The sequence below is a fragment of the Metapseudomonas phytobenefica genome, assembly GCF_043392685.1.
Classification (GTDB): domain Bacteria; phylum Pseudomonadota; class Gammaproteobacteria; order Pseudomonadales; family Pseudomonadaceae; genus Metapseudomonas.
Genome location: NZ_JBHZGM010000025.1, coordinates 1 through 24,159, shown reverse-complemented (window position 1 = coordinate 24,159; position 24,159 = coordinate 1). Strand labels below are relative to the sequence as shown.

At 65.6% G+C, this 24,159-nt stretch carries 23 protein-coding genes; 5 read left to right on the top strand and 18 right to left on the bottom strand.

What is annotated here, in order from left to right; all coding sequences use genetic code 11:
* Window positions 1-8 precede the first annotated feature (8 nt).
* Window positions 9-2,075, bottom strand: coding sequence for a carbon starvation CstA family protein (locus ACFW0B_RS18800; protein WP_449150523.1), 2,067 nt, complete (start codon window positions 2,073-2,075; stop codon window positions 9-11).
* 153 nt (window positions 2,076-2,228) lie between these two features.
* Window positions 2,229-2,735, bottom strand: coding sequence for a DUF3015 domain-containing protein (locus ACFW0B_RS18795; protein ID WP_449150522.1), 507 nt, complete (start codon window positions 2,733-2,735; stop codon window positions 2,229-2,231).
* Between the two features lie 231 nt (window positions 2,736-2,966).
* On the opposite strand from ACFW0B_RS18795, the gene ACFW0B_RS18790 reads away from it, so the two are divergent.
* Complete coding sequence (locus ACFW0B_RS18790) at window positions 2,967-3,335, top strand: PilZ domain-containing protein (protein ID WP_449150521.1); 369 nt, start codon at window positions 2,967-2,969, stop codon at window positions 3,333-3,335.
* Window positions 3,336-3,505: 170 nt separating this feature from the next.
* On the opposite strand, the gene radA is transcribed toward ACFW0B_RS18790, so the two are convergent.
* The 3 genes from radA to ACFW0B_RS18775 all read right to left on the bottom strand — a co-directional run bounded on the left by radA (window position 3,506) and on the right by ACFW0B_RS18775 (window position 5,493).
* Window positions 3,506-4,873, bottom strand: coding sequence for a DNA repair protein RadA (gene radA, locus ACFW0B_RS18785; RefSeq protein WP_449150520.1), 1,368 nt, complete (start codon window positions 4,871-4,873; stop codon window positions 3,506-3,508).
* 43 nt (window positions 4,874-4,916) lie between these two features.
* On the bottom strand, window positions 4,917-5,168 hold the full coding sequence (locus ACFW0B_RS18780; RefSeq protein WP_449150519.1) for a hypothetical protein: 252 nt from the start codon (window positions 5,166-5,168) through the stop codon (window positions 4,917-4,919).
* Between the two features lie 79 nt (window positions 5,169-5,247).
* On the bottom strand, window positions 5,248-5,493 hold the full coding sequence (locus tag ACFW0B_RS18775; RefSeq protein WP_449150518.1) for a YdcH family protein: 246 nt from the start codon (window positions 5,491-5,493) through the stop codon (window positions 5,248-5,250).
* Window positions 5,494-5,700: 207 nt separating this feature from the next.
* Between ACFW0B_RS18775 and mscL the strand changes: the two genes are divergently transcribed.
* Window positions 5,701-6,117: a large-conductance mechanosensitive channel protein MscL gene (gene mscL / locus ACFW0B_RS18770; RefSeq protein WP_449150517.1), complete on the top strand. Its 417-nt coding sequence runs from the start codon at window positions 5,701-5,703 to the stop codon at window positions 6,115-6,117.
* Between the two features lie 155 nt (window positions 6,118-6,272).
* Here the strand turns inward: mscL and ACFW0B_RS18765 are convergent, their stop codons facing one another.
* The 3 genes from ACFW0B_RS18765 to ACFW0B_RS18755 all read right to left on the bottom strand — a co-directional run bounded on the left by ACFW0B_RS18765 (window position 6,273) and on the right by ACFW0B_RS18755 (window position 10,254).
* The gene (locus ACFW0B_RS18765) at window positions 6,273-7,826 is read right to left on the bottom strand and encodes a TerC family protein (RefSeq protein WP_449150516.1); all 1,554 of its coding nucleotides are present in this window, start codon (window positions 7,824-7,826) and stop codon (window positions 6,273-6,275) included.
* Window positions 7,827-8,104: 278 nt separating this feature from the next.
* On the bottom strand, window positions 8,105-8,587 hold the full coding sequence (locus tag ACFW0B_RS18760; RefSeq protein ID WP_449150515.1) for a DUF934 domain-containing protein: 483 nt from the start codon (window positions 8,585-8,587) through the stop codon (window positions 8,105-8,107).
* A complete protein-coding gene (locus ACFW0B_RS18755) occupies window positions 8,584-10,254 on the bottom strand; it encodes a nitrite/sulfite reductase (RefSeq protein WP_449150514.1) in 1,671 nt (556 codons plus the stop codon). Before ACFW0B_RS18755 ends, ACFW0B_RS18760 begins: the two co-directional genes overlap by 4 nt.
* A gap of 266 nt (window positions 10,255-10,520) precedes the next feature.
* On the opposite strand from ACFW0B_RS18755, the gene ccoN reads away from it, so the two are divergent.
* Together ccoN and ACFW0B_RS18745 are read left to right on the top strand one after the other, a co-directional pair.
* The gene (gene ccoN / locus ACFW0B_RS18750) at window positions 10,521-11,957 is read left to right on the top strand and encodes a cytochrome-c oxidase, cbb3-type subunit I (protein ID WP_449150513.1); all 1,437 of its coding nucleotides are present in this window, start codon (window positions 10,521-10,523) and stop codon (window positions 11,955-11,957) included.
* Window positions 11,950-12,195 carry a cbb3-type cytochrome c oxidase subunit 3 gene (locus ACFW0B_RS18745; protein WP_449150512.1) on the top strand — a complete coding sequence of 82 codons (246 nt, stop codon included), beginning with the start codon at window positions 11,950-11,952 and terminating at the stop codon, window positions 12,193-12,195. The genes ccoN and ACFW0B_RS18745 overlap by 8 nt, the downstream gene beginning before the upstream one ends.
* 129 nt (window positions 12,196-12,324) lie before the next feature.
* Here the strand turns inward: ACFW0B_RS18745 and ACFW0B_RS18740 are convergent, their stop codons facing one another.
* The gene (locus tag ACFW0B_RS18740; protein ID WP_449150511.1) at window positions 12,325-13,101 is read right to left on the bottom strand and encodes a ferredoxin--NADP reductase; all 777 of its coding nucleotides are present in this window, start codon (window positions 13,099-13,101) and stop codon (window positions 12,325-12,327) included.
* Window positions 13,102-13,184: 83 nt separating this feature from the next.
* Here ACFW0B_RS18740 and ACFW0B_RS18735 point away from each other — a divergent pair, with 83 nt between their 5' ends.
* Window positions 13,185-14,309: a methyltransferase gene (locus ACFW0B_RS18735; RefSeq protein WP_449150510.1), complete on the top strand. Its 1,125-nt coding sequence runs from the start codon at window positions 13,185-13,187 to the stop codon at window positions 14,307-14,309.
* Window positions 14,310-14,439: 130 nt separating this feature from the next.
* Here the strand turns inward: ACFW0B_RS18735 and ACFW0B_RS18730 are convergent, their stop codons facing one another.
* The 9 genes from ACFW0B_RS18730 to ACFW0B_RS18690 form a co-directional block, all read right to left on the bottom strand.
* Complete coding sequence (locus tag ACFW0B_RS18730) at window positions 14,440-14,580, bottom strand: DUF2474 domain-containing protein (protein ID WP_449150509.1); 141 nt, start codon at window positions 14,578-14,580, stop codon at window positions 14,440-14,442.
* A gap of 10 nt (window positions 14,581-14,590) precedes the next feature.
* Complete coding sequence (cydB, locus tag ACFW0B_RS18725; RefSeq protein WP_449150508.1) at window positions 14,591-15,598, bottom strand: cytochrome d ubiquinol oxidase subunit II; 1,008 nt, start codon at window positions 15,596-15,598, stop codon at window positions 14,591-14,593.
* A 2-nt stretch (window positions 15,599-15,600) separates the two neighbouring features.
* Window positions 15,601-17,040 carry a cytochrome ubiquinol oxidase subunit I gene (locus ACFW0B_RS18720; protein WP_449150507.1) on the bottom strand — a complete coding sequence of 480 codons (1,440 nt, stop codon included), beginning with the start codon at window positions 17,038-17,040 and terminating at the stop codon, window positions 15,601-15,603.
* A 334-nt stretch (window positions 17,041-17,374) separates the two neighbouring features.
* Complete coding sequence (locus ACFW0B_RS18715) at window positions 17,375-17,944, bottom strand: nucleotidyltransferase family protein (RefSeq protein ID WP_449150506.1); 570 nt, start codon at window positions 17,942-17,944, stop codon at window positions 17,375-17,377.
* A gap of 148 nt (window positions 17,945-18,092) precedes the next feature.
* Window positions 18,093-19,064: an XdhC family protein gene (locus tag ACFW0B_RS18710; RefSeq protein WP_449150505.1), complete on the bottom strand. Its 972-nt coding sequence runs from the start codon at window positions 19,062-19,064 to the stop codon at window positions 18,093-18,095.
* A 15-nt stretch (window positions 19,065-19,079) separates the two neighbouring features.
* Window positions 19,080-20,300, bottom strand: coding sequence for a cytochrome c (locus tag ACFW0B_RS18705; protein WP_449150504.1), 1,221 nt, complete (start codon window positions 20,298-20,300; stop codon window positions 19,080-19,082).
* 2 nt (window positions 20,301-20,302) lie between these two features.
* Window positions 20,303-20,842, bottom strand: a complete 540-nt coding sequence (locus ACFW0B_RS18700) for a (2Fe-2S)-binding protein (protein WP_449150503.1) — start codon at window positions 20,840-20,842, stop codon at window positions 20,303-20,305.
* A complete protein-coding gene (locus ACFW0B_RS18695; protein WP_449150502.1) occupies window positions 20,835-23,663 on the bottom strand; it encodes a xanthine dehydrogenase family protein molybdopterin-binding subunit in 2,829 nt (942 codons plus the stop codon). Before ACFW0B_RS18695 ends, ACFW0B_RS18700 begins: the two co-directional genes overlap by 8 nt.
* Window positions 23,664-24,042: 379 nt before the next feature.
* The coding region (locus tag ACFW0B_RS18690) for a transposase (protein WP_211168518.1) at window positions 24,043-24,159 on the bottom strand (117 nt) is incomplete at its 5' end.

The following is a 24,159-nucleotide window of genomic DNA, read 5'->3' as shown; positions in this document are numbered from 1 at the left end:
TGGTCTCCTCAAGCGTCCGGAACCGGCTGGAACGGCGATTCCTTGTCGGTGCGCTCCGGCTTCATCCAGGCGTTTCTGCCCACCTTGATGGCGTAGAACAGGATGCTCAGCACCACAAAGAGGAACAACGCGGTCAGGGTCGCGTTGGTGTAGGCGTTGAAGATCACGTTCTGCATCTGGCCGATGTCCTTGGCCGGCGCCAGCACCTGCCCGGCGTCCAGGGCGTCGCTGTATTTCCTGGCCAGGGCCAGGAAGCCAACGGCCGGGTTCGGGTCGATGAGCTTGATCACACCGGCGCTGGTGGTGCAGATCAGTAGCCAGGTCGCCGGAATCAGCGTCACCCATACATAGCGCTGGCGCTTCATCTTGATCAGCACCACGCAGCCCAGCATCAGGGCGATGCCGGCGAGCATCTGGTTGGAAATGCCGAACAGCGGCCACAGGGTGTTGATGCCACCCAGCGGGTCGATCACGCCCTGGTACAGCAGCCAGCCCCAGAGGGCCACGCAACCGGCGGTGGCGATGACGTTGGCAGTCCAGGACTCGGTCTTTCTCAGCGCCGGGACGAAGTTGCCCAAGAGGTCCTGCAGCATGAAGCGACCGGCGCGGGTACCGGCGTCCACCGCGGTGAGGATGAACAGCGCCTCGAAGAGGATCGCGAAGTGGTACCAGAAGGCCATGGTGTTCTCACCCGGCAGCACCTGGTGAAGGATCTGCGCGATACCCACGGCCAGGGTCGGCGCGCCGCCGGCACGGGCCAGGATGGTGTGTTCGCCAATGTCCCTGGCGGTCGCCTGCAGTTGCTCGGGGGTGATGGCGAAGCCCCAGTTGCTCACCGCCGCCGCCACGCTGGTGACATCCGCCCCCACCACGGCCGGCGGGCTGTTCATGGCGAAGTACACGCCCGGCTCGATCACCGAGGCGGCGACCATGGCCATGATGGCAACGAAGGATTCCATCAGCATGCCGCCGTAGCCGATGTAGCGAGCATGGGACTCACTGGCCAGCATCTTCGGCGTGGTACCGGAGCTGATCAGCGCATGGAAGCCGGAAACCGCGCCGCAGGCGATGGTGATGAACAGGAAGGGGAACAGGGTGCCCTTCCATACCGGGCCAGTGCCGTCGACGAACTGGGTCAGCGCCGGCATCTTCAGCTCCGGCATGGTGATCAGGATGCCGATGGCCAGCGCCACAATGGTGCCGATCTTGAGGAAGGTCGACAGGTAGTCACGCGGGGCGAGGATCAGCCACACCGGCAGCACGGCGGCGACGAAGCCGTAGCCGATCAGCATCCAGGTGATCTGCACGCCGCTGAAGGTGAACGCCGGGCCCCAGACCGGGTCGGCGGCGACCTGGCCGCCGAGCCAGATGGAAGTCAGCAGCAGGACCACGCCCACCACCGAAATCTCGCCAATGCGGCCCGGGCGGATATAACGCATGTAGAGCCCCATCAGCATCGCGATGGGGATGGTCGCCATCACCGTGAACATGCCCCAGGGGCTTTCCGCCAGGGCCTTCACCACGATCAGCGAGAGCACCGCGAGGATGATGATCATGATCAGGAAGGCGCCGAACAGCGCGATGGTGCCAGCCACCTGGCCCATCTCCTCACGCACCAGGTCGCCCAGGGAACGACCGTCACGACGGCTGGAAATGAACAGCACCATGAAGTCCTGCACCGCACCGGCCAGGACCACGCCGGCGATCAGCCAGAGGGTGCCGGGCAGGTAGCCCATCTGCGCAGCGAGTACCGGGCCCACCAGCGGACCGGCGCCGGCGATGGCAGCGAAGTGGTGCCCGAAGAGCACGTGTTTGTTGGTTGGGACGAAATCCAGGCCGTCATTGTGAAGGACGGCCGGCGTGGCGCGAGCTGGATCGAGCTGCATCACTCTGGTGGCAATGAACAGGCTGTAGTAGCGATAGGCGACCAGATACAGGGCAACGGCCGCGACCACTATCCACAGTGCATTGATCGCTTCACCGCGCCGCAACGCGACGACACCCAGGGCGCAGGCGCCGGCCACGGCCACCACTGCCCAGGGCAGGTGGCGCAGGACGCTGTTGTTATTGTTCATGGGGAGCTCCGAATGAATGAACAGACAAGCTGCCGCACAAGCTTAGTCCCTGTGGAAATGGCCATGACCGAACCGGGTCTGGAATGGTCCTTTCAGCGACAGGGGGCTAGAAAAAAGCCGGGCAAGGCCCGGCTTTCTTATGCCCTGTCGGACTTAGCTCGGCTGCTTGGCATAACGGGCCAGCTGCTGGTCACGGCTCATGACGTCGAGCGTGGCGGCGAGCACCTGATCCCCAGTGACGTCTGGCGAGGAGAAGATGGTGGAGAAGTTGGCCTGGGTGACCTGGGCGAAGTGGGCGCGATCGGACTGTTCGATGCCCAGCAGGGTCGCATAGGCGTCCAGCGCCTCGCCCTTGCCCAGGGCCATGTCTTCGGCAATGTTGTCGAGCATGCCGTTCATGGCCAGCCAGGAGCGGCCGCCATAGCCCAGGCGCACACTGGAATCACAACCGTTGGTACCCGAGGTCAGGCCGAAGGTGGCATTACCGGACGTACCGTTGGTGGTGGTGGCCAGCAGGTGCGGGGCCAGGCCGCGCTGGCCTTCGAACAGCATGTTGCCCCAGCCGCAACCACCGCCACCCGCCTGGTCGGCCTGCGCCGCCACGCTGGCTGCGCCGAGCAGCCCCGCAATCAAAGCCTTTTTCAGAAGTCGCATATCCATTATTGGCGCTCCGCTGGAATTTATAGAGAAACCGCATAAGCAGCTTTGGCGACGTATGGAGAACTGTCAAACCGACTCCGGCTCGCCTTATCGGCCACCGGCCGTGCCGACTTCTCCACCCAGCCGGCGCTGGCGATTGCGGCAATGATTTTGTGGATCTGGCGGCACCTGGGCGAATGAAGGCCTGGAGCGCCTTGTCTATAGTGGTTGGAATCTCGCAGGAGCATGAACATGAGTGAAATCGCCAGCGAACGTCGGCGCTTCCACCGCATCCACTTCGATGCCGCCACCACCATCGCGCAGGACGACAGGCGCTGGGTGGCGGAGCTGCACGACATATCCCTCAAGGGCCTGCTGGTGATTCGCCCGTCGGACTGGGATGGCGACCCGGCCAAGCCCTTCGACGTCCGCATCGACCTGGGGGCCGGCGTTCAGGTCGCGATGGAAGTGGAACTGACCCGCGCCCAGGGCGACCAGCTGGGTTTCATCTGCCGCCATGTCGACCTGGACTCCATCAGCCACCTGCGCCGCCTGGTGGAGCTCAACCTCGGCAGCGAAGCGCTGCTGGAACGTGAGCTGACGGCATTGGGCGAGTCCTAGCAGCCTTCACACCCGCCCTTGATGGGTATCCTACAAGGCCGACCTCTTTGGCTTGGCCTGAACCGGGCGTGTCTTCTGCGCCAGGTCAAACCGCTGGTGCGCACGGTGGATTGTCATCCTCGTTAAAGGCGCAAGGTGCGCCGCGCGCACCGGTTCCGAGGCGTAATCGGCTATTCGAACAGCGCATCCAGTGCCTGCTCCAGGCGCGTCACCGCGATCACATCAAGCCCCGGCGGATTCTCCTTGGGCGCGTTGCCCCTGGGCACGATCGCGCGCTTGAAGCCGTGCTTGGCAGCTTCCTTCAGGCGCTCCTGGCCGCTGGGCACCGGGCGTACCTCGCCGGAAAGCCCGACCTCGCCGAACACCAGAACGTCATGGGCCAGCGGACGATTGCGCAGGCTGGAGATGATGGCGGCGATCAGCGCCAGGTCGGAGGCGGTCTCCAGCACCTTCACACCGCCCACCACGTTGAGGAACACGTCCTGGTCGTAGGTGGGAATGCCGCCATGGCGGTGCAGCACCGCCAGCAGCATGGCCAGGCGGTTCTGGTCCAGGCCCAGGGTCACCCTTCGCGGGTTGGCCAGGTGGCTGGTGTCCACCAGGGCCTGGACCTCGACCAGCATGGGCCGCGACCCCTCCCAGGTGGCCATCACCACGCTGCCGGGCACGGATTCCTGGGCGCGGGTGAGGAAGATCGCCGAAGGGTTGGAGACTTCCTTCAGACCCTTGTCGGTCATGCCGAACACGCCCAGCTCGTTCACCGCGCCGAAACGGTTCTTCACCGCCCGCAGCAGGCGCAGGCGGCCATCGGATTCGCCCTCGAAATAGAGCACCGTGTCCACCATGTGCTCCAGCACGCGGGGGCCGGCCAGGGCGCCTTCCTTGGTCACGTGGCCGACCAGGAAGATCGCCGTGCCGCTCTGTTTGGCGAATCGCACCAGCAGGGCCGCGCTCTCGCGCACCTGGGCCACGCCGCCGGGGGCGGACTGCAATTGCTCGGTGAAGATGGTCTGGATGGAGTCGATCACCATCACCTTCGGCTTTTCCAGCCGGGCGGTGGCGATGATGGCTTCGATGCAGGTCTCGGTCATGACCTTGAGCTTGTCTTCCGGCAGGCCCAGGCGGCGAGCGCGCATGGCCACCTGCTGCTGGGATTCCTCACCGGTGACATAAAGGGCGGGGAAGCGCGTGGCGATGTTGCAGAGGGTCTGCAGGAGAATGGTGGACTTGCCGATGCCCGGATCACCGCCGATCAGCACCACCGAGCCATCCACCAGGCCGCCGCCGAGGACGCGGTCCAGCTCGGTGGACGCGGTGGAGAAGCGCGGCATTTCCTCGACGCTGACCTCGGCCAGGGTCTTGATCTGCGCCTGCTGGCCAGCCCAGCCGCCGCGGCCGCCCGAGGAAGACGCCGCGGCGCCCTCCAGCACGGTTTCCACCAGGGTGTTCCATGCCCCGCAATCGGCGCACTGGCCGGCCCATTTGGGAAAGGTGGCGCCGCACTCGGTGCAGCCGTACAAGCGCTTGGCCTTGGCCATCAGCGGACTCCGTCAGAAACACGAAAGCCCGCATGATAGCGGATCACCCCCGGCAACCGCCGCCGCAGTTGCAGCACTGGCCGCGGGCACGCCGATACTGTCGCTCCATGTCCCGGCGCAGGCCGTCAAGGCGCATGCGCAGGATGATCAGGCTGGAGCCGTCCAGCGGCTCGCTGCCCTCCTCGACGCGCGCGATGCGACGTTGCAGCAGGTCGTACTGCTGTTGCAGGCGTTCCAGACGCTCGATGGCTTGCTGACGCTCGGCAGATACGGGCGGCGGGGTGGTGGCAGGCATGGGACGGGCTCCGGAAAAGGGACGCCCCAGCCTATCCGGCCACCTCCCCGCCCCCGTTGACCCCGATCAAGTCGCCTCGTCAGCCCTTGGCACTCTTGAGCAGCCGGGCGATCTCGTCCTTCAGCGCAACCCTTTGCAGCTTCCAGCCGTGCAAAGTGTTGTCGTCGAGGGCCTGGTTGCCGTCCTCGACTTCATAGATGCGCGAATCCAGTTCCTGATACTCCCCCGCCAACCGGGCAAAGTGCGCATCGCTCTGCAGCAGCGTGCGCATGGTGTCCTTGAACTCCGGGAATTCACGGTTGAGCGGGTGGTGTTCTAGTGGCATGGCAGCGACCCTCCTCTTGCAGCCTCACTCTCAGGCTAGACCAGTGTCCAGCGGCGGAAAGCGCCACCCGACGGAAACACCCGGCAGGCTTGGCAGCGGCCATGCCGGGCCCTAGCATGTGCGGCGCACAAGGAGGTGACCAGCACTGGAAGCCTCGATTCGTTGAATTACACTTCAGCCTTAAAACCAGAACTCAGGGAGTGAAACATGAGCCTGCTCAGTGAATTCAAAGCCTTCGCCGTCAAGGGCAATGTGGTCGACATGGCCGTGGGCATCATCATTGGTGCCGCCTTCGGCAAGATCGTCTCGTCCTTCGTGGGCGACGTGATCATGCCGCCCATTGGCCTGCTGATCGGCGGGGTCGACTTTTCCGACCTGGCCATCACCCTCAAGGCCGCTGAGGGCGATATTCCGGCGGTAGTGCTGGCTTATGGCAAGTTCATCCAGACCGTGCTCGATTTCGTCATCATCGCCTTCGCGATCTTCGTGGGGGTCAAGGCGATCAACAAGCTCAAGCGTGAAGAGGCCGCTGCCCCGGAAGCACCACCGGCGCCCACCAAGGACCAGGAGCTGCTGACCGAGATCCGCGACCTGCTGAAGGCGCAGCGGGACAAGCAGTCCTGACGGACATCGCATAAAAAACGGCGCCTCGATGGCGCCGTTGCTTTTTGTGGGGGCGAATTTATTCGCGATGGGGCGCGAAGCGGCCCTGTGACCTCGTGGGGCGAGCCTGCAGCCCGCTCAGCGATTGAAATCGCCCCCACAATGTCTCGGCTCATCTACGCCAAAGGCTTGAGCAGCAGGCGATTGACCCGCCTTTCCTTCACCTCGATCACCTCCAGCTGCCAGCCGTCCACTTCCAGGGCATCCCCCATCACCGGCAGGCGGTCCAGCAGGCTCATGGCGAGACCGGCGAGGGTCTGGTAGTCCTCGCCGGGCTTGGCGGAAAAGCCCAGGCGCTCGCCCAGAAGACTGAGGTTCAGCGCACCGCTGACCTTCCAGCCGCCATCGCATGGCTCGATATCCAGCCCGTCCACCTCGCTGGCATCGGGCAGTTCGCCGGCGATGGATTCGAGTATGTCGGTCATGGTCAACAGGCCCTCGAAGCCGCCGAACTCATTGACCACGAAGGCCACGTGGGTAGAGGCCTTGCGCATTTCCTCCAGGGCGCCCAGCACCGATGCGCTTTCCGGCAGGTTGGGCGGAACCCGCAGCACCTGCGTGAAATCCGGGTCCCGGCCCTGCAGCAGTTCGCGCAGCAGTTCCTTCTTGTGCACGTAGCCCAGGGGCTCGTCCACGTCGCCGCCGCGGATTACCAGCAGTCGCGAGTGAGGTGAGCGCAGCAGGGCGTCGCGGATGACCTCGCGGGGTTCGTCCAGGTCGATGCGCTCCACCTCGCTGCGGTTGGTCATCAGGGTGTGGATCGGGCGTTCTGCCAGCCCCAGCACACCGCTGATCATGATCCGCTCGCGGCGGTCGAAGGGCGCCTTGCCAGCATCGTCAGCACCCACCAGATCGGCGATTTCGTCGCCGACTTCTTCGGCCTCCACACCACGCCCGCCCAACAGGCGCAACACAGCGTGGGCCGTGCGCTCACGCACGCTGCGGTCGCCCTGGAGCTGGCGCTTGCGGCGCCAGCGCACCAGTTGGTTGGCGGCCTCGATCAGCAGCGAGAAGCCGATGGCGGCGTACAGGTAGCCCTTCGGGATGTGGAAACCCAGGCCTTCGGCGGTCAGGCTGAAGCCGATCATCATCAGGAAGCCCAGACACAGCATGATCACCGTCGGGTGGGCGTTGACGAAGGCGGTCAGAGGCTTGCTGGCGATGATCATCAGGCCGATGGAGACAACCACGGCAATCATCATCACTTCCAGGTGCTCCACCATGCCAACGGCGGTAATCACCGCGTCCAGGGAGAACACTGCGTCCAGCACCACGATCTGCGCCACCACCGGCCAGAACAGGGCATATGCTCGGCTGCCGCCCTGTGTGTGGACCCGGCCCTCCAGGCGTTCATGCAGTTCCATGGTGGCCTTGAACAGCAGGAACACACCACCGAAGAGCATGATCAGGTCGCGGCCAGAGAAGCTCTTGCCGAATACCTCGAACAGCGGCGTGGTGAGGGTGACGAGCCAGGAAATACTCGCCAGCAGGCCCAGGCGCATGATCAGCGCCAGCGACAGGCCGATCAGCCGCGCGCGGTCGCGCTGATGGGGCGGCAGCTTGTCGGCCAGGATGGCGATGAACACCAGGTTGTCGATGCCGAGGACGATCTCCAGGACGATCAGGGTCAGCAGGCCTAGCCAGGCCGTGGGATCAAGTATCCATTCCATAGGGATCAGGCTCTCGGGAGAGATTTACGGGCAGGCGCAAACCACGCCTGCTGGCGTTGCATCGACATGCACGAAGCGTACGCAGCGGGAAGCTGCAATTTGAACTGGCGTACGGGGACGCAGGTGGGGAGGGAAGCCGCCTCCAGGGTCGCAGGGGGCGGCTTGCAACTACTGTCGCTGTCCATTGGTTTCCGGTTCGGATAAACGAACTGCGAATGCTAGGTCAGAAAATCGCCAGCGCTAAGTCAGGAATCATTACCAATCATGTAAGAAATCTCTTAGCGCCTACGAAACAGAGGGTTTGGCTCTATCACGGAGCGACCGTAGAGCACGCTCAAGCCGGCCAATCCCTTGAGCGCGTCCTCGGCGGATTTGTCCTCGCGCACGGCGAAGGCATCGAAGCCGCACTGGCGCATGTGGCTGAGCTGGTCCCGTAGCACATCGCCTACCGCGCGCAGTTCGCCACGCCAGCCGAGACGCACCCGCAGCAGGTAGGCCTGGCTGTAGCCACGGCCGTCGCGGAAGCTGGGAAACTCCACGGCGATCAGCGGCAGCGATTCCGACAGCAGCGACGCCAGTGGCTCCACCTCGTCATCCGGTTGCAGCAGCAGGCCATCGCGGCCATCGCGCTCGCGCCAGAGCGCCAGCGGCAGGATCAGCGGGCCCGCGGGCAAGGCATCACCGGCCTCGCGCACCAGGGTCCAGGGGTCGTTCGCCATCAGTTGCGCCTGGCCGTCCACCAGCCTGATCAGGTTGTTCATGCCGGCACCTCCGCCCTGGCGTAGACCCGCTCCTTGAAGGGCTCCAGGCCGATGCGGCGCACCGTGTCGACGAAGCGTTCCTCCGCCTCGCGGTAGTCGCGGAAGGTCGCCACCACCTTTTCGATCACCTCCGGCACCTCGTCGGCACTGAACGACGGGCCGATCACCTTGCCCAGTTCACTGTCCATACCCTGGGCGCCGCCGAGGGTGATCTGGTACCACTCGCTGCCGCCCTTATCCACGCCAAGGATGCCGATGTTGCCGATGTGGTGGTGGCCGCAGGCGTTCATGCAGCCGGAGATGTTCAGGCTCAGCTCACCCAGGTCCTCAAGTGCCGCCGGATCGGGAAAGCGCGCCTGGATGGCCTGGGCGATGGGGATGGACTTGGCGTTGGCGAGGGAACAGTAGTCGCCCCCCGGGCAGGCGATGATGTCGGTGAGCAGGCCGATATTGGCGGTCGCCAGCCCCTGTTCGCGAGCCAGCAGCCAGAGCGCGTAGAGGTCGGATTTACGCACGTCCGGCAGCACCAGGTTCTGTTCGTGGGCGATACGGATTTCACCGAAGCCGAAACGCTCGGCCCAGTCGGCCACCGCTTCCATCTGCGCGGCGGTGACGTCACCGGGGGGCGCCTCTGGCCCCGGCTTGGTGGACAGCACCACCGCGGCATAGCCCGGCACCTTGTGCGCCTGCAGGTTACGCGCGCACCAGCGGGCAAAGGCCGGGTCCCGCGCCAGGTGGCTGCCGAAGCCGAGATCGGCGTCATCGAGACGGGCATAGGACGGCGCCTCGAAGCTGGCGGCGACCCGCTGGTATTCGTCTTCGGTCAGCTCGGCAGGGCCATCCTTCAGGTGTTGCCACTCGGCTTCCACCTCACGGGCGAAGGCGTCGATGCCCAGCGCCCTCACCAGGATCTTGATCCGCGCCTTGTACTTGTTGTCACGCCGCCCGTGGCGGTTGTAGACCCGCAGGATGGCCTCGACGTAGGACAGCAGGTGACGCCAGTGCAGGCCGTCGCGGATCTGCTGGCCGAGGATCGGCGTGCGCCCGAGCCCGCCGCCCACCATCACCCGCAGGCGCATCTCGGCGTTTTCGTCGCGGTACAGGTAGAGGCCGATATCGTGCATCTGCACAGCGGCGCGGTCTTGTTCGGCGGCGCAGAGGGCGATCTTGAACTTGCGCGGCAGGAAGAGGAATTCCGGGTTGATGGTGGACCACTGGCGGAGGATTTCCGCCAGTGGTCGCGGGTCCAGCAGTTCGTCGGCAGCCACCCCGGCGAAGGCCTCGGTGGTGATGTTGCGTACGCAGTTGCCGGAGGTCTGGATGGCATGCATGTCCACCTCGGCCAGCAGTTGGAGGATGTCCGGCACTTCGGCGAGCTCGATCCAGTTGAACTGGATGTTCTGCCGGGTGGTGAAATGGCCGTAGCCACGGTCATGTGCGCGGGCGATGTGCGCCAGGCAGCGCAGCTGGTTCGACGACAAGGTGCCGTAGGGGATGGCGACCCGCAGCATATAGGCGTGTTTCTGCAGGTAGAGGCCGTTCTGCAGGCGCAGCGGAAGGAATTCTTCCTCGCTCAGCTCGCCGCTGATACGCCGCGCCACCTGGTCGCGGAATTGCGCCACGCGCTCCTGCACCAGGGCGCGGTCGTAGTCGTCGTAGTGGTACATGCAAGCGGCTCCAGCAAGGCAGGCGGGGGCCTTCACTATGCGTGGGAGAGCCTCACGAAAACAGCTTCAGGTCTGCTGCGAAAAACCGTATCAGATGGAGTTGTAGGAGCGAGCTTGCTCGCGAATGGCTGCGGTTCGCGAGCAAGCTCGCTCCTACAGGGGGCTCCGATCTGAGCATGCAAAAGTGCCTGGATCTGAGTCTGTTTCCTTTTCGGTTGGCTTTCCAGAATGGCGCCGCTCAGTCTTCCCAACCGAAAGGCCCGCACATGAACACCGCAATCCCGGAACCGACCTACGACTACAAGGTGGTTCGCCAGTTCGCCCTGATGACCCTCGTCTGGGGCATCGTCGGCATGGGCATGGGCGTGTTCATCGCCGCCCAGCTCGTCTGGCCGGCGCTGAACCTCGACCTGCCATGGACCAGCTTCGGCCGCCTGCGCCCGCTGCACACTAACCTGGTGATCTTCGCCTTCGGCGGCAGCGCGCTGTTCGCCACCAGCTACTACACCGTGCAGCGCACCTGCCAGGCGCGGCTGTACGGCGGCTCGCTCGCAGCCTTCACCTTCTGGGGCTGGCAGGCGCTGGTGGTGATCCTCCTGGTGACCCTGCCCCAGGGCCTGACCACCACCAAGGAATACGCCGAGGTGGAATTCACCGGCGCGGTGTGGATGGGCATCATCTGGGTCGCCTACGCCGTGGTGTTCTTCGGCACCATCATCAAGCGCAAGACCAAGCACATCTATGTGGGCAACTGGTTCTTCGGCGCCTTCATCGTGGTCACCGCCATGCTCCACGTGGTCGTCCACCTGGCCATTCCGGTGAGCTGGTTCAAGTCCTACTCGGTCTACTCCGGCGCCACCGATGCGATGGTGCAGTGGTGGTACGGCCACAACGCCGTGGGCTTTTTCCTCACCACCGGCTTCCTCGGGATGATGTACTACTTCATCCCCAAGCAGGCCGGGCGCCCGGTGTATTCCTATCGCCTGTCCATCGTGCACTTCTGGGCGCTGATCACCTTGTACATCTGGGCCGGCCCGCACCACCTGCACTACACCGCCCTGCCGGATTGGGCGCAGTCCCTCGGCATGGTGATGTCGATCATCCTGCTGGCGCCGTCCTGGGGCGGCATGATCAACGGCATGATGACCCTCTCCGGCGCCTGGCATAAGCTGCGCGACGACCCGATCCTGCGCTTTCTGGTGGTGTCGCTGGCCTTCTATGGCATGAGTACCTTCGAGGGCCCGATGATGGCCATCAAGACGGTCAACGCCCTCTCCCACTACACCGACTGGACCATCGGCCACGTGCACGCCGGAGCGCTGGGCTGGGTGGCGATGATCACCATCGGCTCGCTCTACCACCTGACCCCGCGCCTCTGGGGGCGTACGCAAATGCACAGCGTCGGCCTGATCAACGCGCACTTCTGGCTGGCCACCATCGGTACGGTTCTTTACATCGCCTCCATGTGGGTCAATGGCATCACCCAGGGCCTGATGTGGCGCGCGGTCAACGAGGACGGCACCCTCACCTACTCCTTCGTCGAAGCCCTGGAAGCCAGCCATCCCGGCTTCGTGGTGCGCATGATCGGCGGCATCTTCTTCGTCACCGGCATGCTGCTGATGGCCTGGAATACCTGGCGCACCGTGCGCACCGGCGATGCCCGCCGCACCGAAGCCGTGCCGCAGGCGGTGGCCCATGGATAGCGAAGGCGCCTACGCCCTGCTCAGCCTGGCCGCACTGAGCGTCTTCTACCTCGCCACCCAGGCCTGCCTGGGTGGCAGGAGCCAGCGCCAGATCGACGAGGCCAGCATGCTGCCCTTCGCCGACGACGAACCCGTGGCCCGGCGCATGGAACGCGCCACCGGCCGCAGCAGCACGGGGTGCAGCTGTCCGGGGCGGTGCGACGGGGGGTGTGCGAGTCGGGTGGAGATGGACGCCTGAGGGCCGAACCCTGTGGGGGCGAATTCATTCGCTTAGGGCTGCGCAGCAGCCCCCTATCAACTGTCGGGCAGACCTGCGGTCTGCTTAGCGATTGAAATCGCCCCCACAAAAGCGAGAGCAACCGCTGCCTCACCAATAATTCTCCACCGCCACCTGCCCCGGGCGACGGGTGAGGCTGAGGTTCATGTCGCGCTTCTTCAGCACCGCGCGGGTGTCGTCGATCATCTGCGGGTTGCCGCAGAGCATCACGCGGCTGTGTTCCGGGGTCAGTTCCAGCCCGGCGGCGCGTTCCAGTTCGCCGTTCCCGATCAGGGTGGTGATGCGCCCGTGCAGCGCGCCGGGCACTTCCTCGCGGGTCACCACCGGGATATACAGCAGCTTCTCGGCGACACCTTCCAGGTAGTCGCGGTTCTTCAGGTCCTCGATCAGCGGCTGGTAGGCCAGTTCCGCCGCCTGGCGCACGCTGTAGACCAGGATGATGCGCTCGAAGCGCTGCCAGACTTCCAGGTCCTGGAGGATCGACAGGAAGGGCGCCAGCCCGGTGCCGGTGGCCAGCAGCCAGAGGTCGCGGCCATCGCTGAAGCGGTCGAGGGTGAGGAAGCCGAAAGCCTGTTTGTCCACCAGCAGGGTATCGCCGACTTCGAGCCGTGCCAGCTCACTGGTGAACTCGCCCCCCGGCACCACGATGGAAAAGAACTCCAGATGCTCGTCATGGGGCGCCGACACCATGGAATAGGCGCGCCAGACCGTACTGCCATCGGCCTTGGTCACCCCCAGGCGGGCGAACTGCCCGGCGCGGAAGCGAAAGCCCGCGTCGCGGGTGGTGCGCAGGGTGAACAGGCTGGGCGTCAGGGTCTGTACATCCTGCAGGGTCTGACGGGTGAACTTCTCTTCGCTGGCGGTCATACTCCGCTCCCACTCTTTTCCGATTCGTTCGAAGACCGCCCCAGTGTCTCGCAAAGCGGCCTTCAGAAACACCGCCGGTTCTTATGCCTATATTTGCTACGCCTTTCGCCCAGCTCGACCTCGTTCGCCAGCCCGAGCAGCAGGATGATCCGCTGCAAGCCTTCGATGCCGCCGACGAATACCTGCTCAACCATCTCCATGAGCAAGGTATCAGCGGCGAGACACGCATCCTGGTCCTGAACGACAGCTTCGGTGCGCTGGCGGCCAGCCTCGCGCCCCACGCCCGGGTCACCAGCAGCGGCGACTCCCACCTCGGCCATATCGCCCTGCAGCGCAACCTGGCGCGCAATGGGCTGGACGGCGAAAGCGTGCGCTTCGTGCCGGCCAGCGAAGTGGCCGCCGGCCCGTTCGACCGGGTACTGATCCGCGTGCCCAAGACCCTGGCGCTGCTGGAGGAACAGCTGATCCGCCTGCACGGCCAGCTGGCCCCCGGCGCCACCGTGGTGGCCGCCGGCATGGTCAAGCACCTGCCCCATGCCGCCGGTGACCTGCTGGCAAAATATATCGGCCCGATGCAGCCCTCGCTGGCGGTGAAGAAAGCCCGCCTGCTGATCGCCACGCCCGAGCAGAAACCGGCCGCCACATCGCCCTACCCCACCCGCTACCAACTGGAGCAACCGCGCCTGACGCTGGTGAACCACGCCAACGTGTTCTGCCGCGACGGGCTGGATATCGGCACCCGTGCCTTTCTCCCGCACCTGCCGCGCAGCCTGGCGGACGTCCGCGCTGCGGACCTGGGCTGCGGCAATGGCGTGCTCGGCATCGTCTACGCCCTGGCCAACCCGCAGGCGCGGATGACCCTGGTGGATGAGTCCTACATGGCGGTGCAATCGGCGCAGGAGAACTGGCGCGCGGCCCTGGGCGAGCGCCCGGCGGACATCCGCGCCGGCGACGGCCTCGCCGAGCAGCCGGCGGATTCGTTGGACCTGGTGCTGTGCAACCCGCCCTTCCACCAGCAGCAGGTGGTGGGCGACTTCCTCGCCTGGCGCATGTTCGTGCAGGCGCGCAATGCGCTGGCGAAGGGGGGCGAGTTGTGGATCGTGGGCAACCGCCACCTGGGCTACCACGCCAAGCTCAAGCGCCTGTTCCGTGGGGTCGAGCAGGTGGCGGCGACGCCGAAGTTCGTGGTGTTGAAGGCGAGCAAGTAACCCCTGGAGCCCTGCCTCTTGCAGGAGCGAATTCATTCTCGAAGGGCAACGCAGTTGCCCCCGGAATCCGAGCGAGGCCCAGCAGCCCTCTCCCCCGGCCCCTCTCCCAGAGGGAGAGGGGAGAAAGCAGTCAGTGCGTACTCAACCCCGCCGCCGCCATGAACATCCGCAGCAGGTAGGCCGCCGCACCGAGGGCCAGCACGCTGAGGGCCCAGATGCCCACCAGCCAGCCCAGGCGCTGCCACAGGGGCCTCTTCCCGGATTCGTCCATCGCCCTGCTCCTAGTGGTAGCCATCTTCCACCCGCACCTTGCCGCGGAACACGTAGTAGCTCCACGCGGTGTACATCAGGATGAAGGGGATGATGAACAGCGCCCCCACCAGCATGAAGCCCTGGCTCTGCGGCGGCGCCGCGGCATCCCAGATGGAGATGGACGGCGGGATCACGTTGGGCCAGAGGCTGATCCCCAGGCCGCTGTAGCCGAGGAAGATCAGCACCAGGGTCAGCACGAACGGCGCATGGTGGGCGTTGTTCGCCACTGCGCGCAGCAGCGCCCAGGTGCACACCAGCACCAGGATCGGCACCGGCATGAACCAGAACAGGTTGGGCAGGCTGAACCAGCGCGTGGCGATCTCCTCGTGGGCCAGCGGCGTCCAGATGCTGACGATGCCGGTGATGCCCAGCAGCACCAGCACCAGCGGACGGGCCAGGTCGTGCATCTGCTGCTGCAGGCGGCCTTCGGTCTTCATGATCAGCCAGGTGCAGCCCAGCAGCGCATAGGCGGCGATCAGGCCCAGGCCGCAGAACAGCGGGAAGGGCGCGAGCCAGTCCAGGGAACCGCCGACATAGGCGCGGTCCACCACCGGGATGCCTTCGATGAAGGCCCCCAGGGCCACGCCCTGGAAGAAGGTGGCGGCGATGGAACCGCCGATGAAGGCCTTGTCCCACAGGTGGCGCTTGGCCGGCCGGGCCTTGAAGCGGAACTCGAAGGCCACGCCGCGGAAGATCAGGCCCAGGAGCATCAGGATAAGCGGCAGGTAGAGCGCGGAAAGCACAACCGAGTAGGCCAGCGGGAAGGCGCCGAACAGGCCCGCGCCGCCGAGGATCAGCCAGGTTTCGTTGCCGTCCCACACCGGCGCGACGGTGTTCATCATCACGTCGCGCTCGCCGTCATCCTTGACGAAGGGGAAGAGGATGCCGATTCCGAGGTCGAAACCGTCCATCACCACATACATCATCACGCCGAAGATGATGATGATGGCCCAGATCAGAGAAAGGTCGACGCCCATGTTCAGGTCCTCGGCAGGGTTGCAGCGTTGTCGTCATCGTCCATGCCCTCTTCGGTCGCCGAGAGCGGGCGTGCAGGGGTGCGGTGCTGGCCGGGGCCGCCAATGCCCAGTTCCTTGCCTTCATGGATGACCGGGCCCTTGCGCACCAGGCGCATCATGTAGCCGATACCGGTGCCGAAGAGCACGAAATACACCACCACGAAGCTCACCAGGGTCAGGCTCATCTGCGCCACGCTCTGGTTGGACACCGCATCGGCGGTGCGCATCAGGCCATAGACCACCCAGGGCTGGCGGCCCACTTCGGTGGTGAACCAGCCGGCGAGGATGGCGATCAGCCCCGACGGCCCCATCCACAGGCACAGGTAGAGGAACGGCCGCGAGCGGAACAGCCCGCCGCGCCAGCGCAGCCACAGGCTCCAGAGGCCCACCAGAATCATCAGCATTCCCAGGGCCACCATGATGCGGAAGGACCAGAACACCACGGTGGAGTTGGGGCGGTCTTCCCTGGGGAACTCCTTCAGCGCCGGCACCTGCTGGTCCAGGCTGTGGGTCAGGATGATGCTGCCGAGGTAGGGAATCTCCACCTTGAAGCGGGTTTCCTCACGCTCCATGTCCGGCCAGCCGAAGAGGATCAGCGGGGTCGCCTCGCCGCTGCTGTTGTCCCAGTGGCCTTCCATCGCGGCGATCTTCACCGGCTGGTGCTTGAGGGTGTTCAGGCCGTGCAGGTCGCCGATGAAGGCCTGTACCGGCGCCACCAGCAGCGCCATCCACATGGCCATGGAGAGCATCTTGCGGATCGCCGGGTTGTCGCGGCCGCGCAACAGGTGCCAGGCCGCCGAGGCGCCGACGAAGAAGGCCGTGGCGAGGAAGGCGGCGGTGGCCATGTGCAGCAGGCGGTAGGGGAAGGACGGATTGAAGACCACCGCCAGCCAGTCCACCGGCACCACGCGGCCGTCGATGATCTCGAAGCCCTGCGGGGTCTGCATCCAGCTGTTGGAGGCGAGGATCCAGAAGGTGGAAATGATGGTGCCGATGGCCACCATCACCGTGGCGAAGAAGTGCAGGCCCGGACCGACGCGGTTCCAGCCGAACAGCATCACGCCGAGGAAGCCGGCTTCGAGGAAGAAGGCGGTGAGCACCTCGTAGGTCAGCAAGGGTCCTGTGACTGCACCTGCGAAGTCGGAGAAGGCGCTCCAGTTGGTGCCGAACTGGTAGGCCATGACCAGGCCGGATACCACGCCCATGCCGAAGTTGACGGCGAAGATCTTCGACCAGAAGTGGTAGAGGTCGCGGTAGACCTCCTGCCCCGTCTTCAGCCACAGCCCTTCCAGTACGGCGAGGTAGCTCGCCAGGCCGATGGTGATGGCCGGGAAGATGATGTGGAAGGACACGGTGAAGGCGAACTGCATTCGGGCGAGATCGAGAGCCTCCAATCCGAACATGGCGAATCCTCTAATCAGGTTGATACGGGCAAGGGCCCCGCGCGACTCCCTTGGTAGCGGAGCCAGGCCGGGCCGGATTGTTCTTGTCAGGCTGCTGCGACTGGATGCGGGCCACGGCCCTTCACGATCCCGCGCCAGGGGTTTTGACGCAGATCAAGCAATGCATTGAGATTAGCCGGCCAAGGCATTCTGGAAACTGTGTCTCGTTGCCGCGCGACAGGTTGCCGCGCGGCTGCGCGCCGCATGGAGTGGTGTAGGTTGGTCTGAGCGCAGCGAAGCCCAACGACGCGAACTTGCGGCCGAGCTGTCGGGTTTCGCTGCGCTCTGCAGCAACCTACGGTTCGAGCGCCTCGGGATTGTCCACGTCGCGCAGCACACCCGGATCGTCCACCCCCACCGCCACCCAGGCGGAGGCGTGAGCACGCAGGACGCGGCGCGCGCCTTCATCGCCGGTAAGCCTCTGCAATTCAGGCCAGAAGTCCCGCCCGAACAGCACCGGATGACCGCGCTCATCGTGGTGGACCGGGAAGACGATGCGGCGCGGCGCCGCCCTGGCGATCAGGGCGCGCAGGCTGGACTCGGCGATCCAGGGCATATCGCCCAGCAGCACGGCGATAGCTTCCCCCTCCCCCGCCGCCAGCGCCCGCGCCCCGGCCGCCAGGCTGTGGCCCATGCCCTGACTGGCGTCTTCGCAAAGGATGATGTTGCAGTCCGGCGGAAGGCCGAGGGTCGCCGGGTCGTCGTCCGGGCGCAGCACCAGGTGCACCTCGTCGAACACCGCCTGCGCCCGCACAAGGCTGGCCGCCAGCAGGGTGCGGCCATCGGCCAGCGTGGCGCGGCGCTTGTCGCTGCCGAAGCGGTTGCCGAAGCCGGCGGCGAGGATCAGGGCGGGGACTTGGGGCATAGATCAGCTCCGTTCTGCTGGGGCGGCACAATCACTGTGGGGGCGCATTCATTCGCTAAGGGCAGCGCAGCTGCCCCACAAAGTTGCAGGGCAGACCGGCGGTCTGCATAGCGAATGAATTCGCCCCCACAAGGAAAGCAGCCCGGCGTCAGACCCTTTCCCGCGCAATGCCATTGCGCACCCGCAGGATATCCGCCATCACCGCCAGGGCGATTTCCGATGGGGTCTTGCTGCCCAGGTTGAGGCCGATGGGGGCGATGATGCGGGCGATCTCCGCCTCGTCTAGGCCGCCCACCCGGCGCAGGCGCTCCATGCGCTTGGCGCTGGTGGCCATGGAGCCCATCACGCCGATGTAGAAGGCGTCGGTGCGCACAGCTTCGATCATCGCCAGGTCGTCGATCTTCGGATCGTGGGTCAGGGCGACCACTGCGGTATCAGCATGGCAACCGCCCTGGCGGATGAACTCCGAGGGCAGTTCGCGGCGGATTTCTACCCCCGGCAGCTCGACGCCCTGCAGGGCTTCGTCACGCGGATCGCAAAGCACCACTTCAAAGCCCAGGCTCTGGCCGAACTCGGCGCACACCTGGGCGACCGTGGAATACCCCGCCAGCAGCAGGCGCTGGGCGGCACCGACGCGCAGGCGCAGCAGCCGGTCCTCGCGCTCCACCCGCGGACCGTGATCGCGGTCGGGCAGCAGGCGCCGGGCGCCGTCGGGCACGGACACCTCGCGGATCAGCCGGCGCTGGCCCGCCAGGGCGCTTTCCAGCTCGCGCAAGTGGGCCTGCACCTCGCAATCGGCGGGCAGGTTTTCCACCAGCACGTCGAGGATGCCGCCGCAGGGCAGGCGGATCGACGAATGGCTGTCGCTGCCATCGCCATAGCGCACCAGCTGCACCGGCTCGGGGAAGGCACCGGCAACCAGGCGTTCAAGGAAGTCATCCTCCACGCAGCCACCGGACAGCGAGCCGATCCAGTGCCCGTCGGCGGTGGCCGCCAGCAGCGAGCCCGGCGCGCGGGGCGCCGAGCCGTAAGTGGCCAGGACGGTGCAGAGCCACACGCGCTGGCCGGCAGCGGACCATTCCAGGGCCTTGCGCACCACCAGCAGGTCGAGGTGTTGCATCGCGGGATACCGTTATCAGTGGGACGGGGCTTGGCCACGCAATTGCGCCACCCGCTCGGGGTCCACCTCGTTATCGAGACCACCCCAGGTCTGACGCAGGTAGTTGAGCAGGTCGCGCAGCTGGCCGTCGTCGAGTTTATCCCTGAAGCCGGGCATTGGCTGCATCCGCTCGAAGCCGGTGAACTGCTGTGCGCGGATACCGTCGTCGATCACCCGCAGCAGGTTGCGGGGATCGGCCAGGCGCAGGGTCGTGTTGCCGTTCATGGCGACCGCCACGTGGGGCACGCCCTCGCCTTCCGCGCCGTGGCAGCCGGCGCAGACGTTGAGGTACTGCTGGAGGCCACGGGCGGCGCTTTCGCCCAGCCGGGCCTCGGCAACGGCGACGATCTTGCGCGGTGCAGGCGGCTGCTCGCCCAACAGGTAGGTGGCCATCGCGCGATGGTCATCCCGGGGCAGGTACTGGGTGCTGTGGTGCAGCACCGGGTACATCTCGTTGAACACCGAGCCCTGGTCGCTGATGCCGTGCTTGAGGAAGGTGGTCAGGTCGTCGGTGGTCCAGCCACGCTCGGCCAGGTCCCGGGCCAGCAGGCTGGGAGCCTCGTAGCCGAGGATCACTCCGCCACTCATGCGCCGGTCCTGCTGCAGGGCGCCAACGGCGTTGCGCGGGGTGTGGCACTCGCCGCAGTGGCCGAGCACTTCCACCAGATACTGGCCACGCTGCCATTCCTCGCCCTTGCCGTCGGCCGGTTCGAGCTGCACGCGGTTCTTGTACAGCATGTTCCAGAAGGTCATGCCGAAACGCACGTTGAAGGGGAAGGCCAGCTCGGTCTTCGGGCTCGGCTTGGCGATGGGCTCCAGGCTCATCAGATAGGCGTAGATGGCGTCGGAGTCTTCGCGCTTGAGCAGGTGGTAAGAGGTGTAGGGCATGGCCGGGTACAGCTTGCTGCCGTCCTTACGCTCGCCCTGGGTCACCGCCTTGAAGAAGTCGTCGGCGCTGTAGTCGCCGATGCCGTGCTCCTTGTCCGGGGTGATGTTGGTGCCGTAGATGGTGCCGAACGGCGATACCAGCGGCAGGCCACCGGCGTACTCGGCGCCGCCTTCGACGCTGTGGCAGGCCACGCAGTCGGCGGCGCGGGCCAGGTACTTGCCGCGCTCGATCAGCGCCTTGTCCGCCGGTTGTTCAGCGGCCTGGGCGGCCAGGGGCAGCAGCAGGGCCGCGAGGATAAGCGCGCGCATCCTCAACCCTCCCTGACCAGGCCGAGGTCTTCCACCACTTCGCGCGCGGCGTTGTAGTAGCGGACATAGCCGGTACAGCGGCAGATGTGGTTGCCCAGCGCGCGCTCGATCTCCCCTTCCAGTTCGCTGCGCCTGACCGGCTGGCGCTGGAGCTTTTCCACCAGCACGGTGGCGGCGTTGACGTAGCCGGGGGTGCAGTAGCTGCACTGGAAGGCGAACTGGTCGATGAACTTCTGCTGGATCGGGTTCAGCCCGGTCACTTCGCCCTTGTCATCGCGCCTGGCGTGGCCTTCGACGGTGCGCACCTTCTTGCCGTCGAAGAAGTGCGCGCCGGTGATGCAGGTGCGGATTTCCTCACTGGTGCCGTCGGGCTTGTCGAGGATCGCCACGCAGGCATGGCAGACGCCCTGGCCGCAGCCGAAGCGCGAGCCGGTGAGGTTCAGGTATTCGTGGAGGAACTCGATCATCATCAGGTCGTCGTCCACGGTGAAGGGACCGACGGCCTGGCCGTTGATGGTCATGCTGAGGGCGCGCTTAGCCATGGAGGGCCTCCTTGATGCGGGCCGGGGTCAGGGGAAGGTCGCGCAGGCGCTTGCCGGTGGCATGGGCCACGGCGTTCACGATGGCGCCAACCACGGGGATCATCACCACTTCGGCAATGCCCTTGGCCGGGTCGCTGGGCGACAGCGGCGGAAGGATTTCGGCGCTCTGGCTCCACACCGCGCAATCCTTGGCGCGGGGCAACTGGTAGCGGTTGAAGTTCCAGGTGCCTTCGCCGGGACCGCCCTCGTACAGCGGCATTTCTTCCAGCAGCGCGTGGCCGATGCCCATGGCGATGCCGCCTTCGAGCTGGCCGCGCACGAGTTCCGGGACGATGACGCGGCCGCACTCCAGCCAGGAGTGATGGTTGATCACCCGCGCCTCGCCGCTGCCCTTGTTCACCTTCACCTCGACCAGGGTGGCGACCGGGCTGTAGTAGGTGACCATGGCGTTGTTCAGCTGGGTCGGCGGGTAGCTGATGGCAGTGCGGTCCAGCAGGTGGAAGCCGTGGCTGGTCATCTTCGCCTTCTTCTCCGGGGGCGCGCCGTCGCCGTACTTCACGGCGATAGCGTCCAGCGGGAAGGTGTCGCGCTTGCCGTCGATTTCGAACTCGCCCTCGGCCCAGGCCCAGCGGTTGAACCCGTGGACGCTGGCGCCGGTGACCAGGCCCAGTTCATGGGCCTTGTGCGCCAGCAGCTCGAAGGGAATCGGCGGCAGACCGTTGGCGGTGAGCTTGCCTTCCACCCAGTGGGCGTCTTCGCGGCGCACCACGTAAGGGTTGGCCAGACCGCCGAACTCGCCGCGCCCCCAGATGGCCAGCGCCGCCGGCCACAGGCCGTGGTTGAAGAGGATGCGCGCCGCCTCGCGGGTGCCGTGGCCGGAGTAGTAGGCCGAGTTGGTCGCCGAGGACGGCGATGCCAGCTTGCCGACCCAACGCGGGTTCTGCAGCGCGGCGTCCTGCTCGGCCTGGCTGATCAGATAGGGGTTGCCACTGGTGGTCAGGGCCAGTTCGGCCCATTCGGTAACGCCGGTGCGGATCTCGTGGGCCGGGCGGCCCAGGTAGTCGGCCACCAGCAGGGCCTGGGAAGTGGCCATGCCAGTGCCCATGTCGATGGCGATCTGGCGCAGCATCACGCGGCCATCGGCAGTGAACTCGAGGCTCGCCATCGGCGCTTCGGAGCCGGTGCCGAAGTCCTTCTGGCAGATGGCGAAGCCCACGCCGTAGTAGTTGTCCGGGTCCTTCGCCTCTTCCTCGCGCTTGCGTGCCTCGCGGTTCTTCCAGATCTCGTGCTGCGCGGCCTTGTCGAGGATCTCCTCCAGACGCAAGGCTCCGGCGGGAATGGCGCCCTGGGTGTTCTTCATGCCGGACTTGAAGACGTTCTTCTTGCGCAGCTCGATGGGGTCGACGCCCAGGCGCTGGGCCACCTCGTCCACCATCATCTCGGTGGCGGCCATGGTCTGCAGGGTGCCGTAACCGCGCATGGAGCCGGCCTCGACGCCACGGGAGTGGTAGGCGGTCGCGGCCAGGTCGCTCTGCGGCAGGTAGTAGATGGACTGCGCGGCGGTAGCCCCCACGGCGGCTACCGAGGGGCTGTAGTTGATGCGGCCGCCGCCGTCGACGTCCATGTGGGCACGGAAGATCTGGAACGACAGGTCGTCCTTCTTCACCGCCAGCTGGTAGTGCATGTCGAAGGCGTGACGCTTGATGCCGCTCTGGAACTGCTCGTAGCGGTCATTGGCCAGGCGCACCGGCACGCCGTCGCCGTACATGGCGGCCAGGGCGGCGTAGAAGACGAAGATGTTGTTGTCCTTGGAGCCGTACCCCACGGTGTAGCCGGGGTGCATGTTCAGCCTGGTGACCTTGAAGCGCGACGGCGCCAGCATGTGCGCGGTCTGCTCAGCCACTTCGAAGGGGCACTGGGTGGCCACGACAAAATGCAGGGTGCCGGTGGCCGCGTCGTACCAGCCGTTGCCGTTGTCCGCTTCCAGGGCGGCCGGCTCGATGGATTGGGTCTTGAAGCGCTCGTCGAAGATCAGCCAGCCTTCCGGCGGATTGGCCAGCTTCGACTGCATCTGCTCGGCGTGGTAGATGCCCTGGGCGGTCAGGTCGCCCATCGGGTTGCCAGCCCCCCAGGTGGGTTTGCGCTCGCGGATCAGCGGGAACAGCATGCTGTCCTTGAGGCTGGAGAAGGTGTCCGGCTCGAACGGCGTGGCGCCGCCCACGCGGACGAAGCGGAAGCTGCCGTAGGGGTCGCGCTGGAACAGCGGGGCCTGGGCACCGTAGCGCACCACCTTCTCGTTGAACTTGAGGATGTTCCTGGCGCGGCGATAGCGGTCGAAGTCCTTCCAGATCAGCAGCGCCACCGGGTGGCCGATGAACATGGGCACCTGGCCTTCCGGCAGGAAGGGGTCCGGACTGTGGCCTTCGGGGAAGGCGATGCCATCCCGCGCCAGGTCCGCGGCGGTCACCACGCGGTCGGGCTTGAGCTCATCCCCCAGCATCGACAGGTCGAGGCCCTGGTACAGGTGGTCGGCGCGGGTGGCCTTGATCAGCAGTGCATGGCCCTGCCGCTGCGGCCAGCCGGGCATGTCCCTGGCGCGGATGTCGCGGGCGAACACCTTGCCGCCACAGACCTTGCTGACCCCATCGATCCGCCCACGGGCCTGGCCACCAGCGGTGTGCCAGGACTCGGGGCCACGGGTGACCTGTTCTTCGAACAGCGCGGCGAAGGCCTTGCTGCCGAGCGGCGCGAGGGTGATGCCGATGCCGGCGACAACGCTGCCTTGCAGGAAGGCGCGGCGGGATAGTTCAGGAGTGGACATGCCCGTTTCTCCTGGGCCGGCCGAAGCCGGACCCAATTTTTGTGCAATAAACGGTTGTCGGTCCTTTTTGGGGAAGGACCGCAGAAAGAATAGTCGGCGGGAATTACCTGACTCGGAGGTCAGATATTAACGAAAAGCCTGCCTCTGACAAAGAAAAATTGTCTTACGAGTCAGAAAAATCTGACAAGAAACTCGGTGACCGAACAGCTTGCCCAGCAAATGCAACCGCATGTTTCAGCAGTCGTGCTAGGCTGCGCCATCGATAGCAACCTAACAGGTTGTTGAAGAACGTAGGCGAGGCAGCCGAGACAAGGCAAAAACGGCCGAAGAAGCGGAGTTTACGAGTTGTAAATGAGCATTCTGAGGCCGTTTTTAAGGTTCATCGCGCTTTCCCGGGGAAGGCGGCCTTGATTTTCAGGAAAAAGTAGGCCGAGTCCCGAAAGCCATAGGCCATGCGTTTGATCACCTTGATGCGGTTGTTCACCCCCTCCAGGAC